We start from the raw sequence: 14,006 nt of genomic DNA, 5'->3' as shown, positions 1-14,006 counted from the left end.
ATCACCTGAAAATCAAAGAGAAAAAAGGCTATATTAACAAAATTTTAATAATTAACATTTTGTTAATATAGCCTTCCTTTTTTAGAATTAATTTTGCACCGTGAAAATTTAATTTTTATAAATAAATTGATATGAATTTTAGTCCTTTAAAAAAGTCGGTTCTTATTGCTGCGATTGCATTTTGCGGCTATGGAACTTTACATGCGCAGGTTACTACGAGTAGCATCCAGGGTGTAATTACACAGTCTGCAGGAGCTACCGTAACCGCAACACACCTTCCGTCAGGTACTGTTTACACAGGTGTTGCAAACGAATCAGGAAGATTCAACATTTCTAACATGCGTGTTGGTGGCCCTTACAGAATCGAAGTGAGCAGACCAGGTCAATCCGCTGAGGTTTACGATGATGTATATTTGGAACTTGGCCAGCCTTTCGTGCTTAACCCAAGTGCGTCTGTAAAAACTAAAGATATCGCTGAAGTTGTAGTAACCGGAGCGAGATCAACTACCAACCAAAACAAAACTGGTGCAGCAACGAACGTTGGACAAAAACAAATTCAGGAACTTCCTCAAACTACGAGAAGCATCACGGAATTTACAAGACTGACTCCACAGGCAAATGGTGTTTCTTTTGCAGGTAGAGATGCGAGGTATAACAATTTACAAATCGACGGTGCTAATTTTAACAACGGTTTTGGTTTGTCTACTAACCCACTTCCTGGCGGTAACTCACAGCCGATTTCCTTGGATGCAATTCAGGAAATCTCTGTAAACATTGCTCCGTTTGATGTAACTCAATCAGGCTTTACTGGTGCTGGGATTAACGCTGTAACAAAATCAGGAACCAATAAATTCCACGGTTCACTTTACGGATACTACAACGGTAAAGAACTTAACGGCTGGAAAATCAATGGCAATAACATCGATAAGGTAAGCGGTGCTAGACTTGTGAACGGTCTTACCATTGGTGGCCCTATCGCTAAAAATAAACTATTCTTCTTCATCAGTGCTGAAAGAGAAACTGCTACAGGTGCAAATGCATCAGGTGCAAACCTTTGGAGAGCGTCTCAAAACGGTGTAGCAAATGTTGCTCAAAATATCTCTAGAGTTAAAGAATCTGACCTTATCGCAGTGAGAAATCACTTGATCAATACTTGGGGATACGATCCGGGTAGATATCAGGGATACGCAAATGAAGCTGAGCAAAAAGGAGATAAACTATTGGCAAGATTAGACTGGAATATCAGCGATAAGCACAAAGCGGCTTTCCGTTATAACATTCTTGACGGATCGTCAATGCAGGTTGCAAATGGTAACTCAGGTCCTCAGCCACGTTCTACTTGGAACAGGGTAAGCGAGAATGCTATGACTTTCGAGAATGGTAACTACTCGTTTTCAAACAAAGTTCAGTCTTTCACAGCTGAATTGAACTCAACCTTCAACTCTGCAGTATCAAACAAGTTCTTATTCACATATTCTAAAATCCAGGATACAAGAACCACACCTTCAAGCAACCTTTTCCCTTTTGTAGACATTTGGGACGGTTCTGCAACAGGTGGTAACTACATCAGTTTTGGTACAGAATTATTCTCTTACCTTAATGATGTGATCAATGATAACCTGTCATTCACAAATAACCTTACTTACAACACAGGAAAACACACTTTCACAGGTGGTTTAGCATACGAGCTACAAAAATTCGGAAACTCATATACACGTATGGGTACTGGTTACTACAGATATGCTTCTGTAGAAGATTTCCTTAAAACAGGAACTGCACAGGAGGTCGCTCCAATTATGTTTGGTCTAACTTATCCATATGAAGGTCAGGAAACTTATTCAAGAGTTAACTTTGGACTAGGTTCAGCATACATTCAAGACAGAATTACCGTAACTGATAAATTTAACTTTACGCTAGGTTTAAGAGCTGAAAAACCTTTCTATCTGAATGACCTTACGGCTAACCCATCTATTGACGCTCTTGAATTACTTGACATCAACGGAAACAAGCGTACTTACTCTTCAGGTATGTGGCCAAAATCAAAAATCCAGCTATCCCCTAGATTTGGATTCAACTTTGACGCACTTGGAGACCGTTCATTAATCTTCAGAGGTGGTACCGGTATCTTCACTGGTAGGGTACCTTTCGTATGGTTAACTAATATGCCAACTAATGCCGGTGTTCTTCAGAATACTATTGAGCCAAACGGTTATAACACTATAAGCGGATGGATTAAGAATGTAAGATTCCACCCGGAAGATATTTACTACCATTTGAAAAATGTACCTGCAGGCGCAGAAAATGTTTTCATCACTTCACCAAGTGGAGGTACTCCTAGTACAATTGCTTTGGTAGACGACAACTTCAAAATGCCATCTGTATGGAGATCAAGCTTTGGTGTAGATTTCAAAATTCCTGAATCTCCGATCACTTTGACATCTGATATCCTTTATACTAAAGATGTAAATGCGGTATTCCAGTTTGCAGCTAACAGAAAAGCATCAGGTCAAAGAATGACTTATGCTGACCGTGAGTTCTATCCAACTCTTGCATCTTATCAGTATAATAACAAAATCGGAGCTAATAACGTTACAGTTCTTACAAATACCGATCAGAAAGGTTATGCATTTTCTGCAACATTTGGTGCAAACCTGAGGCCTTGGAACGGATTATCCGGTTCATTATTCTACACTTACTCTGATGCGAAAGATATTACCAGCAACCCTGGGTCTTCTGCTAACTCATCTTGGTCAGGACTTCCGTCTATCGACAACCCGAATGAGCAAATTCTTGGAATTTCTGACTTCGCAATTCCACACCGTGTAGTTGGTACTCTAAGCTACAACTTCAGAAATACAACAATCGGTATTTACTACAACGGAGCAAATCAAGGTAGATTCTCTTACATTTATGCTAATGACGTGAATGGTGACGGAATTACTAGCGACCTGCTTTACATTCCTACCAATACTTCTGATATCAATTTCACAGATATCAAAGACAGTAAAGGCGCAGTTTTGTTCACTGTTCAGCAACAGAGAGATGCTTTCGACAAATTTGTAACTGCAAACGGACTGGAAGAGTACAGAGGCAAAATTGTTCCGAGAAATGCATTCTTAATGCCTTGGAAAAACAGATTTGATGTAAAATTAACACAGGATCTTTTCAAAGATATGTTTGATAAAGGACATAAACTATCTCTAACTCTTGACGTGGTAAACTTCGGAAACCTTCTAAACTCTGAATGGGGAATCCAGGATCAAATACTTTCAAACGGTAGATCTGTCCTTACAAGAACTGGTTCAGTAAGTGCCAATCCAACTTTCCAAATGTTAAGAGACGGTAATAATCTGGTTACTTCACCTTACAGATCTGTAAGTTCAAGATCCACAACTTGGAGCGCGACATTCGGTATGAAATATTCATTCTAATCCACTGAGTTCAAGTTCTTAATAATAATCCCGGCAATAGACTGCACCCAAAAGTTTAGACAAAATTAAACAATATTCTCAAAGGAAAGAGTTCGGTACTGTACCGGACTCTTTCCTTTGAGATTGAGTCTTATTCTATCATTGTTGTAATAGTGAATGTACTTCACTATTTCCATCTTAAGTTCCTGAATGGAACCAAACTTTCTGGTATAAAACATTTCTGATTTTATTGTTCCAAAAAAGTTCTCTATCACCGCATTGTCCAAACAGTTTCCTTTTCTGGACATACTTTGAATAATGCCTTTTTCTTTTAACAAGTTTTGGTAATGTTTCATTTGATACTGCCAACCTTGATCAGAATGTAGAATGATGTTTTGTGTAGATTTTACTTTTCTGAATGATTTCTTTAGCATCCTGATGATTTGGCTGAACACAGGTCTTTCAGATAGGTCAAAACTGACAATTTCACCATTAAATAGATCGATGATTGGAGATAGGTAAAGTTTATTACCCGATACATTAAACTCTGTAACATCGGTTGCCCATTTCTGATTAGGAGCGTCCGATTTGAAATTCCTCTGTAGAACATTGGGCGCAATTTTCCCTTGCTCTCCCTTGTAAGATTTATATTTCTTCACTCGGATAATACTCTTTAAACCTAATATTTTCATAAGTCGTAAAACAGTTTTGTGATTAATCAAAATTCCTTTTTCTTTCAAAAGCAAAGTAATTCTTCTATAGCCCAACCTTCCTTTGTGACGATGATAAATCTGCTTAATCATTTCTTTTATTTCCGCATATTTATCTTTCATTTGAAAGCGTTTTTGATAGTAATAAAAACTGCTTCTTGCCATCGATGTACAATCCAGCAGTACTGCTAAATCAAAGTCCTGCCTTAACTCTTCGATGGCTTTGGATTTTTCCTTTCCTGAATTAAGGCGTCTAACTTTTTTAAAATGGCGTTCTCGGCTTCTAAATAATAAATCCTCTCCAACAGTTCTTCCTCCCTTGTTAAGGGTTTGCCTGTTTTCTTTTTTTTTCGCTTGTAATTACTCATGGTTTTAGGTCTTCCCCTGGGTCTGTTTTCTAAACCTAAAATACCATTTTTTTTGTAATTACGCTGCCAACTAAGAATACTGGACTCCGCAGGAATATTAAACCTTCTCGACGCTTCTTTTAAACTTAAATTCTCTTTCTCAATTACTGATAAAATCTTTAATTTAAAATCTTTTGTGTAATGCCTATTGGAAAGCCGAACAAGTCCTGAAACTCCATAAAGTTCATAAAATTTTATCCATTTACGAACCAATGAACCACAAACTCCAATGCGTTTTCCTAAATCGTCTGTTCCAATGTCACCTTTGTGATATCTCTTTATAGCTTTTAATTTAAAGTCTGCTGAATATTTACTTTTCCCCATAAAAAATGCCCCTAAAAAGTGTCTAACTTTTTGGGGGCAGTCCACAATCGCCGGGATTTTTTTATATTTGCAGCTAACCTTTAAAAAATATTTTATGGACACGTTTTACATCATGCTTCAGGCACACAGAGGATTTGCTTATTTACTTCTTTTGTTGATTGCCGTTTTTGTCGTTGCCCTGTTATTGACAATGTTTGGTTATTCCGGAAACATTTCAAAATTCTTGAGAAAATCTACGCTTTTTACCATGATTTTCTTCCACCTTCAGGCACTGGTAGGTTTGGTGATGCTTTTTTTCTTTTCACCGGGCTTTAAAGCAGCAAAAGAGGCCGGCACATTGATGAGCGATTCCGTATCGAGGCATACTTATGTAGAACACCCAACTGCAATGATTGTTGCTGCGGTTCTTTTGACCATTTTAAACAAAAAATTCAAAACACAGGATAAACTGACGATGGGCAATGTAATTATGGGGCTTATCGCTGTGGCACTGATGCTTTGGGCATTCCAGTGGGCGAGACTCTTCGGGTAAGAAACAGTTCAATCTGGTTTAATCTGGTTCCAAAAGTTCAATTCGTATAGCATCAGTAAAAAGATTTGAGGATCTAGATATCTGATATCTTTCGCGATTCTCTGTAATAGAAAATCGCTATTTCAACGGATAACTTATCAAAACTGATTAAAAGGCCTAACTAAAAATCTTATATAGATCTCGATTGAACAATTTTGAACAATTTTGAACAATCTTAAAACAATACTGAAATTATTCAAACTAAAAAACATATGAAAGTAGCGGTAGTAGGCGCGACCGGGATGGTTGGCCAGGTGATGCTGAAGGTTTTGGAAGAAAGAAATTTTCCTGTCACGGAACTTATTCCGGTGGCATCGGAGAAATCTGTCGGGAAAACTGTCAATTATAAAGGCAAGGACTACTCCATTGTTTCAATGCAGGATGCCGTCGAGATGAAACCTGCCATCGCTATATTTTCAGCAGGGGGCGGAACTTCCTTAGACTGGGCACCTAAATTTGCAGAAGCTGGAACTTTCGTAGTGGACAATTCTTCCGCCTGGAGAATGGATCCTACAAAAAAGCTCGTTGTTCCGGAGATCAACGCAAACGTTGTGGAAAAGGAGGATAAAATCATCGCAAATCCTAACTGTTCCACAATTCAGCTTGTGATGGTGCTGCACCCTTTAAACCAAAAATATGATGTGAAGCGCGTTATTGTTTCCACATATCAGTCGGTAACCGGTACCGGTAAAAACGCAGTAGATCAGCTGAACGCAGAGATCAAAGGTGATGATTCTGTAGCTAAAGTTTATCCGTACGAAATTTTCAAAAATGCTTTACCGCAATGTGATGTTTTCTCGGATGATGATTATACTAAAGAAGAATTGAAACTGATGAAGGAGCCTAAAAAGATTCTAGGCGATGATACCTTCAGCCTCACCGCAACAGCAGTGAGAGTTCCGGTGCAGGGCGGACATTCCGAAAGTGTAAACATCGAATTTGAAAATGAATTCGATTTGGCAGACGTAAAGAAAATCCTGTCTGAAACACCGGGAGTTATTGTGATGGATGATGTGGAAAACAACATTTATCCGATGCCGCTCTATTCCGAAGGAAAGGACGAGGTTTTCGTTGGAAGGATCCGCAGAGACAAGTCTCAGCCAAAGACGCTCAACCTCTGGATTGTAGCAGACAACCTCCGGAAAGGTGCCGCTACCAACGCAGTGCAGATCGCCGAATATCTGGTACAGAAAGAATTTGTATAAAAATCGAAATCCCGCCTGGTGCGGGATTTTTTTTGTTAGATAACTCAAACTTTAAACTTCAGAATATGGAAGTTACCAAAACCCCGGAGCAGCAGAAATTCAGTTTCCAGCGGAATGTGGCTATTGTGGGTGTGCTTCTTTTTATTGGGAAACTCATCGCGTGGCACCTCACCAATTCCGATGCTGTTTTTTCGGATGCGATGGAAAGTATCGTGAATATCATTGCAGCTTTTATGGGCCTGTATTCGCTTTATCTTGCCGCAAAACCGAGAGACTACGACCATCCTTACGGCCACGGAAAAGTGGAATTTGTAACTTCAGGTATTGAAGGTGCGCTTATCATTTTTGCCGGAATCATGATTATTGTGGAAGCGACAGACTCGATGCTTCACGGTAACCAGCTTCAGAAACTCGACTGGGGAATCCTGATTATCGCTGCCACCGCGGTAATCAATTATGTTATGGGTTATATTTCTCTAAGAAAAGGGATTAAAGAAAATTCCCTGGTGCTGCAAAGTTCAGGCAAACATCTGCAAAGCGACACCATAACAACCGGCGGCGTTGTGCTCAGTTTGATTTTGGTTTATTTTACCGGCTTAAACTGGATCGATGCTGCAGTAGCCATAATTTTCGGGGGCTACATCATTTTTGTAGGTTACAGAATTATCCGAAAGGCCCTTAGCGGAATTATGGATGAAGCCGACCTGGAGATGGTGGACCGGCTCGCAAAATTCCTTAACGAAACCCGTAAACCTGAATGGATTGATGTGCATAACGTAAAAATCCAGCAACATGGCAGCACGCTTCATCTCGACGGGCATATGACTCTGCCATGGTATTTTGAACTGAGAGACGCCCACGAAGAAATGGAAACCATGGTAAAAGCCATCGCTGCTAACACCGAAAGAAATGTAGAATTCAATGTCCATATGGATGACTGCAAGCCGTTTTCCTGCGAAATCTGTCAACTAGCCGAATGTCCGGTTCGTCAGCATCCTTTTGTAAAAAAAATAGAATGGACTGCAGAAAGCATTTCCCAACCACAGAAACATAATTATCCTGAATAATTTAAACCAAAAACAGAAAGAAATCAGCGTATTGTGCACAACCCGCGGGAGATTGAAACACATCCCACGAAATTCCTGAAAAAAAAGATTTTAGGAAACCTACGCAATCAGTAAAACCTGCCAGAAAACCAGCATTATTTTCTATCCAAAAACTGCTTCCTGTAATAAAACATCGGCACAATGAGCAGCAAAATCAATGGCTGAATCACAAACCGCCGCATATAAAAAGAAAAAAGGTATCCAATTTCGAATTTGGTATATATGCAATAAAGATAAATGGGCATTGTCACGATGAATACTATCGCCAGCAAAGCAAGCCCCTGAACTGTCCACCGCCTGTCTTGGAACAGCGCCTGAATAATTACAGCTGAGAAAAGCAGGTTCAGCAAAAACCTGAAAATATAACTCAGAATCAATGGGGTCCACTCAAATTCAGGAAAATGTGCTTTTTTGTCGGCAGATGAAAAATATTGCAGAAAGGGATCGTAAAACGCCTGATGCTCGATCACCCGCACACCGATTAGACCAAGAACTCCAGCGATAACAAATAACCATTTAAGCATTTTGGGAAGGCTTTTTGGCAAAAAATTTAATCCAGACCAGCCACAGGATGACTACACTTCCGTATATGATCGCCGGAAAAAAATAATCGTGACCAATTTTAGTATATTTCGGATATTCAACGATTAAAAGGTTCAGTCCGGCAATCCGCAACACATTTATGATGTGCAGAAAAACCAGTCCTGCCAATCCAAAAACAAAAGTTTTGGCTCCATTGTAGAATGCGAAAATGAAGGCCAGGAAAAGTATCATGATGGAAATCGCATTGCAGCCTTCCACCATCCTTGAGCGATATGCACCTTCTACGTAAAACCATGAGGTTTCGCGCTCAGGCTGGTCTACCATTTGCGATTCGTATCCCAGAAAATTCTGTACAGAATTACTTTGGCCGCCCACCCATTTGGAAACCGGATCCAGCCCCTGCCCGATGAAATAATTGAGGTACAGCTGATAAAGCCCCAGCAACACGAGGTAAATGAGCAGAAATCTCAGCAGGATCATCAGTACGGGTTTGAAATCACTGAACATGGTGCAAATATAGAAAATCGGGCACAATTTATTATATTTGTACCAATACACTCGGAGCTTTGGAAGAAGAAAAAGATTTTTTTGATGACTTTTCAGGAGGCAGGACCTCAGCTTTTTATGCTTTGCCCCAAAGCGGCTCTTCCCGCAAAAATTTTATCGCTGAAACAGATCAACATACATACGTTGTAACCAGAAACGACAACCTCCCTGAGAATGAAAGTTTCTTTTATTTTTCGGACGTTTTTTCGAACCTCAGTCTTAATACTCCGAAGATTTATAAAATTTCCGTTGACCGTAAAACGTACATCCAGCAGTATTTAGGCAGCAAAACATTATCCGAAATCATTCAGGATGAAGGGTTAAGCGAAAGGGTTAAAATTCTGGTTAAAGAAACTCTGAGCAAACTCCACCACTTGCAGAAAGTTACCATTGGAAAAATTGATTATTCCAGAACATTTGAATACGAAAAATACGACAGCCTGCCGATTCTTCACGATTTGAATTATTTCAAGTTTTTTTTCGCAGACATTCTGGAAATACCATACCATAAGTCTACACTGCTGAAAGAATTTAATACACTGGCACAATCCATTGTAAATATAAAGCCTAAAGTTTTAATGATCCGGGATTTCCAGGCGAGAAACATTATGGTGGATGAGAATAACGGCGTTTATTTCATTGATTACCAGGCAGCAATGGAAGGCCCGGCGATGTACGATATGGTGTCTTTTCTATATCAGGCTAAAGCCAATTTTCCCGATGAATTTAAAGGAGAAATGTTGGATTTCTATATTTCATTATTTGATGGTGAAAATGAAAGGCAGTCTTTGAGAAAATCAGTTTTACCAATCAGGCTGCTCCGCAATCTGCAGGTTTTAGGAGCGTACGGTTTCCGTGGACTGGTGCAGAAAAAAGAACATTTTATAAAAAGTATCGATCAGGGGATTAAGAATTTAATTCAAACTTCACAATCATGGGATGAAATGGGGAATTATCCTGAATTGAGAGATTTAATTGAAAGGCTAAAAACGGACGCTGAAGAAAAAATTAAGAAATTTGGTAACCGCAGGGATTGGTAATCCACCTTTTTTAAAGTAACATTTCAAACTCAAAAAAACCATTTATCAACGAGTTTTCAATGCCTTACCCAAATAATATTGATCATCAAAATCCTTAGCAGTCTTAACGCCATCTTTGATTCCTGTTAAAATAGAACCTCTTGAAAAATAAAACTTAAGATTTAAACATAAAAAATGAGCAAACTAAAAATAGAAATCCACAGTTTTTCCTACAAAAAAGGCGGCATACCAAAAGATGAAAGCGGTAACGGTGGCGGCTTTGCTTTCGACTGCAGAGGAATCCTGAACCCCGGAAGAGTTGAAGAGTATAAACTGCAAACCGGCAAAGATTCAGGCGTGCAGGAGTACCTTGAACGCCAAACCGAAATGCCAAAATTCCTGGAAACCATCCACAATCTGATTTCTATTACGATAGATAACTATATCCAGCGCGGTTTCGGGAACCTGCAGATCAATTTCGGATGTACTGGCGGCCAGCACCGCTCAGTTTACGCAGCCGAGAAAACTGCAGAATTCATCAGAAAAAAGTATCCGGAAGTGGAAGTAATCATTAATCACGACGAACAACCCCAACTTAATGCTCATTTCTGATATAAATTTATGAAAGCTTTAATATTTGCCGCAGGAAAAGGCACCCGCCTAAAACCTTTTACCGACCATCACCCCAAAGCGATGGCCAGGGTGAACGGCATTCCGCTGCTTGAAAGAAATATAAAATACCTGCAGTCGTTCGGGATCAATGATTTTGTGATTAATGTGCATCATTTCGGCCAGCAAATTGTTGATTTCTTGAAGGAAAACAATAATTTCAACGCGAAAATTGAAATCTCTGATGAGCAGGCCGAACTCCTGGAAACCGGTGGTGGTTTGGTTTTTGCAAGGAGATTTCTGGATTTTGGAGAGGATTTCCTCATCATGAACGCTGATATTTTAACCGACATGAACATCACTGATTTTGTGAATTACCATCAGAAAAACAAAGATTTTGCGACGCTGGCGGTATCCGACAGGAACAGTTCCCGCAAATTGCTCTTCAATGAAGACATGATCCTTCGCGGATGGATGAATGTGCAGAGCGGCGAACAAAGATTGGCAGAATTCAATAAAGGCTTTAAAGCATTGGCTTTCAGCGGGATTCACTGCATTAATCCTGAAATTTTTAACAAAATAAAAAGAACCGGAAAGTTTTCAATCATGGAAGAATATCTGGATCTGATGCTTACAGAAAAAATACACGGCTATGAGCACAATGCCCAGCTGGTAGATGTGGGCAGGCCAGAATCCGTATTGGAAGCGGAACAAATTTTCAAATAAATTATGAGCAAAATAAAACGTGGCAAAGGTTTAACCAAAGTCATCACAGGCCCGGAACTGGAAATTGACCAGCGGGTGCAAAGCCATTTCAAGGAAAAAACATGGGACGAGACCATTAGCAAAGACAGCTGGATGGTTTTTAAAATTATGGCTGAATTTGTAGACGGCTACGAAAAACTCGCTAAAATTGGACCCTGTGTTTCGCTTTTCGGCTCCGCAAGGTTAAAGGAAACTGATAAATATTACCAGGTGGCCGTAGATATTGCTGAGAAAATTACACAAATTGGCTTCGGAATTATAACGGGGGGCGGACCAGGAATTATGGAAGCGGGAAACCGTGGCGCCCGAAAAGCCGGCGGAAAATCGATTGGTTTGAATATCGAGCTGCCTTTCGAACAGCACTTCAATCCATATATCGACAAGCATTATTCAATGGATTTCAATTATTTTTTTGTGCGGAAGGTGATGTTTGTAAAATATTCGCAGGGTTTTGTGGTAATGCCCGGCGGATTTGGAACCTTAGACGAACTTTCTGAAGCGATGACGCTCATCCAAACCCAAAAAATAGCACGATTCCCAATTGTACTGGTAGGTTCAGAATTTTGGGCAGGCCTGTTAGATTGGTTCAGAGACACTTTACTCAAAAACGGGATGATTGCTGAGGAAGACCTGAATCTCTATCGTGTGGTAGATACGGCTGATGAAGCGGTAGCGCACATCAAGGCATTTTATGACAAATACTCGATCAACGTTAATTTCTAGTTGGCATTATATTTGAAAATGAAATGTAAATTATCGTTGTAATTTAAAACAGTAATGAAGAAAAATTTTTACATATTCGCAGTTTTAACATTTTTTGTGATGATGAGCTTTGCTGCGGCAGACTTTTTCTCATCCATGACAAAAGTAGATTATGTAGAAGGGAGCAAAACGCTTAAATTCACCACAAAACTTAATACAGACCACATTTCAAACGCCATAAAAATCCGTCCGGAAACAGCAGGCTTTGAAGCCGAAGTGAAGAAATACGTGAATAAAACTGTTGATGTCTACGTCAACGGACAGCCAAAAAACTTAACTTTCACTGGCAGCCAGGTCAACGGCGAATCGGTTTGGGTATATTTTGAAACCAGTGGAGTGAGTGATTTAAACAGCCTGAAAATCAGAAATGCTATCCTTCTTGAAACCTATCCAAAACAGCTCAACGTGGTAAACGTCGCTTATAAAGGCCAAATGAAGACATTAAATTTCCTTCGGGGCCGGGAAACAGGTGAAGTCAACTTTTAAAAAGTAACCATAAAAAAATTAATAAAAGCCATTGCAGTACGCAGTGGTTTTTTATTGAATTTTTTAATCAATTTCTGCCCACATTAATTTTCCGAATGACTTGCATGAACGCACAAAATGATAGAGAGACTTCAGTTTCTGCTGCAAATTCTAAAATTATTTTTAAAATAAATAAAAACTTTAGTTTTGCACTGAAGCTTTTTTTATGTTTACCGACGAATATTTTATGAAAATGGCGCTTCAGGAAGCCGAAGCTGCCTTCGAAAAAGATGAAGTTCCTGTAGGCTGCATCATCGTATCCAGCAACCGTGTGATAGCAAGGTCGCACAACTTAACAGAAACTTTGAACGACGTTACCGCACACGCGGAAATGCAGGCCATCACCTCAGCAGCAAATTTTTTGGGCGGAAAATACCTGCAAAACTGCACAATTTATATCACGCTGGAACCGTGCGTCATGTGCGCTGGTGCGCTAAACTGGTCGCAGATTTCAAAAGTTGTAATCGGTGCCAGAGACGAACAGCGTGGTTTTATCAATAAAAATCTTACGCTTCATCCAAAAACAGAAGTCGTAACCGGAATTTTAGCAAACGAATGTTCACAAATCGTTTTGGATTTCTTTCGCTCGAAAAGGTGAATTTCTCTGAGTGAGTTGTTAAAGTATGAATTCGCTGCCCTGTGAATTTCTTCACGAATTGCGAAACGTGAATTTAAAAGCTTTTGCGGTTACTTTATTCTTTCGCCTTTACTCTTTTATATTTTACTCACAAATCTTTCCCTAAAAAGTAAAGCCCTTTCAAAGTATGCAACCGGTCCAAAACATGGATTTTATCGGTTAAAGGCTTGTAAATGTGGGAAACTCCACCGGTAGCAATGACAAAACAGTCATCCTCAACCTCATCATTGATCCGCTCAATAAAACCTTCCACCATACCGAGGAAACCGTAAACCATACCGCTTTGCATACAGGAAACCGTGTCGAGGCCAAGAACGGATTTTGGCCTCACCAGTTCAATTTCCGGAAGCTGTGCTGTTTGTCCCACCAATGAATTCAGTGCGGTAACGATTCCCGGAGCGATGATGACACCGATGGTTTCACCGTTTTCAGCAATACAGCTCGCAGTAAGTGCTGTTCCAAAATCGATAATGATTTTCTTTTTACCTGGATAAAGATTATGCGCCGCTACCAAATTGGCGTAAATATCCGTACCCATCTGTTTGGATTTGGCCTGCACTCCTGAGGGCGTATCGCGGTCCACCAAAACCGGAGCTTTGCCGTGAAGTTTTTTGATCGCGCGGATGACGTCCTGTGTGATCTGCGGCACTACTGAGCCGATGATGATCTTGTCCACAGATTCAGCTTCTATCTTGTGTGTTTGATAAAGCATCATAAACTGAAGGATTAGTTCATCGCTGGTTTTATATGGCTTTGTATTGATTATCCACGAAATATCACAGTTATCGTCATCAAAAAGCCCGAAACGGATATTGGTATTGCCGATGTTGATTACGATGGAGGTCATTTTGCTGATTTTTAAAATTA

At 39.8% G+C, this 14,006-nt stretch carries 14 protein-coding genes; 10 read left to right on the top strand and 4 right to left on the bottom strand.

What is annotated here, in order from left to right; genetic code table 11:
* Positions 1-131 precede the first annotated feature (131 nt).
* Entirely contained in the window at positions 132-3,431 is a 3,300-nt protein-coding gene (locus tag CKV81_RS08825) for a TonB-dependent receptor (RefSeq protein WP_095072496.1), read from the top strand.
* A 65-nt stretch (positions 3,432-3,496) separates the two neighbouring features.
* Here the strand turns inward: CKV81_RS08825 and CKV81_RS08820 are convergent.
* A protein-coding gene (locus CKV81_RS08820) for an IS3 family transposase (RefSeq protein WP_095071642.1) occupies positions 3,497-4,851 on the bottom strand; the annotation gives its coding sequence in 2 pieces (ribosomal slippage) (positions 3,497-4,377 and positions 4,377-4,851; 1,356 coding nt in all).
* Positions 4,852-4,945: 94 nt separating this feature from the next.
* Here CKV81_RS08820 and CKV81_RS08815 point away from each other — a divergent pair.
* The 3 genes from CKV81_RS08815 to CKV81_RS08805 all read left to right on the top strand — a co-directional run bounded on the left by CKV81_RS08815 (position 4,946) and on the right by CKV81_RS08805 (position 7,694).
* The gene (locus CKV81_RS08815; RefSeq protein WP_095072494.1) at positions 4,946-5,383 is read left to right on the top strand and encodes a hypothetical protein; all 438 of its coding nucleotides are present in this window, start codon (positions 4,946-4,948) and stop codon (positions 5,381-5,383) included.
* A 251-nt stretch (positions 5,384-5,634) separates the two neighbouring features.
* Positions 5,635-6,627: an aspartate-semialdehyde dehydrogenase gene (locus CKV81_RS08810; protein ID WP_095072490.1), complete on the top strand. Its 993-nt coding sequence runs from the start codon at positions 5,635-5,637 to the stop codon at positions 6,625-6,627.
* A gap of 65 nt (positions 6,628-6,692) precedes the next feature.
* Complete coding sequence (locus CKV81_RS08805; protein ID WP_095072488.1) at positions 6,693-7,694, top strand: cation diffusion facilitator family transporter; 1,002 nt, start codon at positions 6,693-6,695, stop codon at positions 7,692-7,694.
* A 134-nt stretch (positions 7,695-7,828) separates the two neighbouring features.
* On the opposite strand, the gene CKV81_RS08800 is transcribed toward CKV81_RS08805, so the two are convergent.
* Both CKV81_RS08800 and xrtF read right to left on the bottom strand, forming a co-directional pair.
* Positions 7,829-8,257 (bottom strand): exosortase F system-associated membrane protein, encoded by a 429-nt coding sequence (locus CKV81_RS08800; protein WP_095072486.1) that lies wholly within the window; start codon positions 8,255-8,257, stop codon positions 7,829-7,831.
* Positions 8,250-8,783 carry an exosortase family protein XrtF gene (gene xrtF / locus CKV81_RS08795; RefSeq protein WP_095072483.1) on the bottom strand — a complete coding sequence of 178 codons (534 nt, stop codon included), beginning with the start codon at positions 8,781-8,783 and terminating at the stop codon, positions 8,250-8,252. Before xrtF ends, CKV81_RS08800 begins: the two co-directional genes overlap by 8 nt.
* A 59-nt stretch (positions 8,784-8,842) precedes the next feature.
* Between xrtF and CKV81_RS08790 the strand changes: the two genes are divergently transcribed.
* From CKV81_RS08790 to CKV81_RS08765, 6 genes are all read left to right on the top strand, one after another.
* The gene (locus CKV81_RS08790; protein WP_095072480.1) at positions 8,843-9,862 is read left to right on the top strand and encodes an aminoglycoside phosphotransferase family protein; all 1,020 of its coding nucleotides are present in this window, start codon (positions 8,843-8,845) and stop codon (positions 9,860-9,862) included.
* 174 nt (positions 9,863-10,036) lie between these two features.
* Positions 10,037-10,453 carry a RapZ C-terminal domain-containing protein gene (locus CKV81_RS08785; RefSeq protein WP_095072473.1) on the top strand — a complete coding sequence of 139 codons (417 nt, stop codon included), beginning with the start codon at positions 10,037-10,039 and terminating at the stop codon, positions 10,451-10,453.
* Positions 10,454-10,462: 9 nt separating this feature from the next.
* Positions 10,463-11,176 (top strand): nucleotidyltransferase family protein, encoded by a 714-nt coding sequence (locus tag CKV81_RS08780; protein WP_095072471.1) that lies wholly within the window; start codon positions 10,463-10,465, stop codon positions 11,174-11,176.
* Positions 11,177-11,179: 3 nt separating this feature from the next.
* A complete protein-coding gene (locus CKV81_RS08775) occupies positions 11,180-11,938 on the top strand; it encodes an LOG family protein (protein WP_095072469.1) in 759 nt (252 codons plus the stop codon).
* A 54-nt stretch (positions 11,939-11,992) separates the two neighbouring features.
* Entirely contained in the window at positions 11,993-12,463 is a 471-nt protein-coding gene (locus CKV81_RS08770) for a DUF6702 family protein (protein WP_095072467.1), read from the top strand.
* A 205-nt stretch (positions 12,464-12,668) separates the two neighbouring features.
* The gene (locus CKV81_RS08765; protein WP_095072465.1) at positions 12,669-13,100 is read left to right on the top strand and encodes a nucleoside deaminase; all 432 of its coding nucleotides are present in this window, start codon (positions 12,669-12,671) and stop codon (positions 13,098-13,100) included.
* A 127-nt stretch (positions 13,101-13,227) separates the two neighbouring features.
* Here the strand turns inward: CKV81_RS08765 and CKV81_RS08760 are convergent, their stop codons facing one another.
* Positions 13,228-13,986, bottom strand: coding sequence for a type III pantothenate kinase (locus CKV81_RS08760; protein WP_095072461.1), 759 nt, complete (start codon positions 13,984-13,986; stop codon positions 13,228-13,230).
* Between the last annotated feature and the right edge of the window lie 20 nt (positions 13,987-14,006).

Source organism: Chryseobacterium taklimakanense, assembly GCF_900187185.1.
Lineage (GTDB): Bacteria > Bacteroidota > Bacteroidia > Flavobacteriales > Weeksellaceae > Planobacterium > Planobacterium taklimakanense.
The sequence above is the reverse complement of the archived record's forward strand: the minus strand, read 5'-3'. Positions and strand labels throughout refer to the sequence as shown.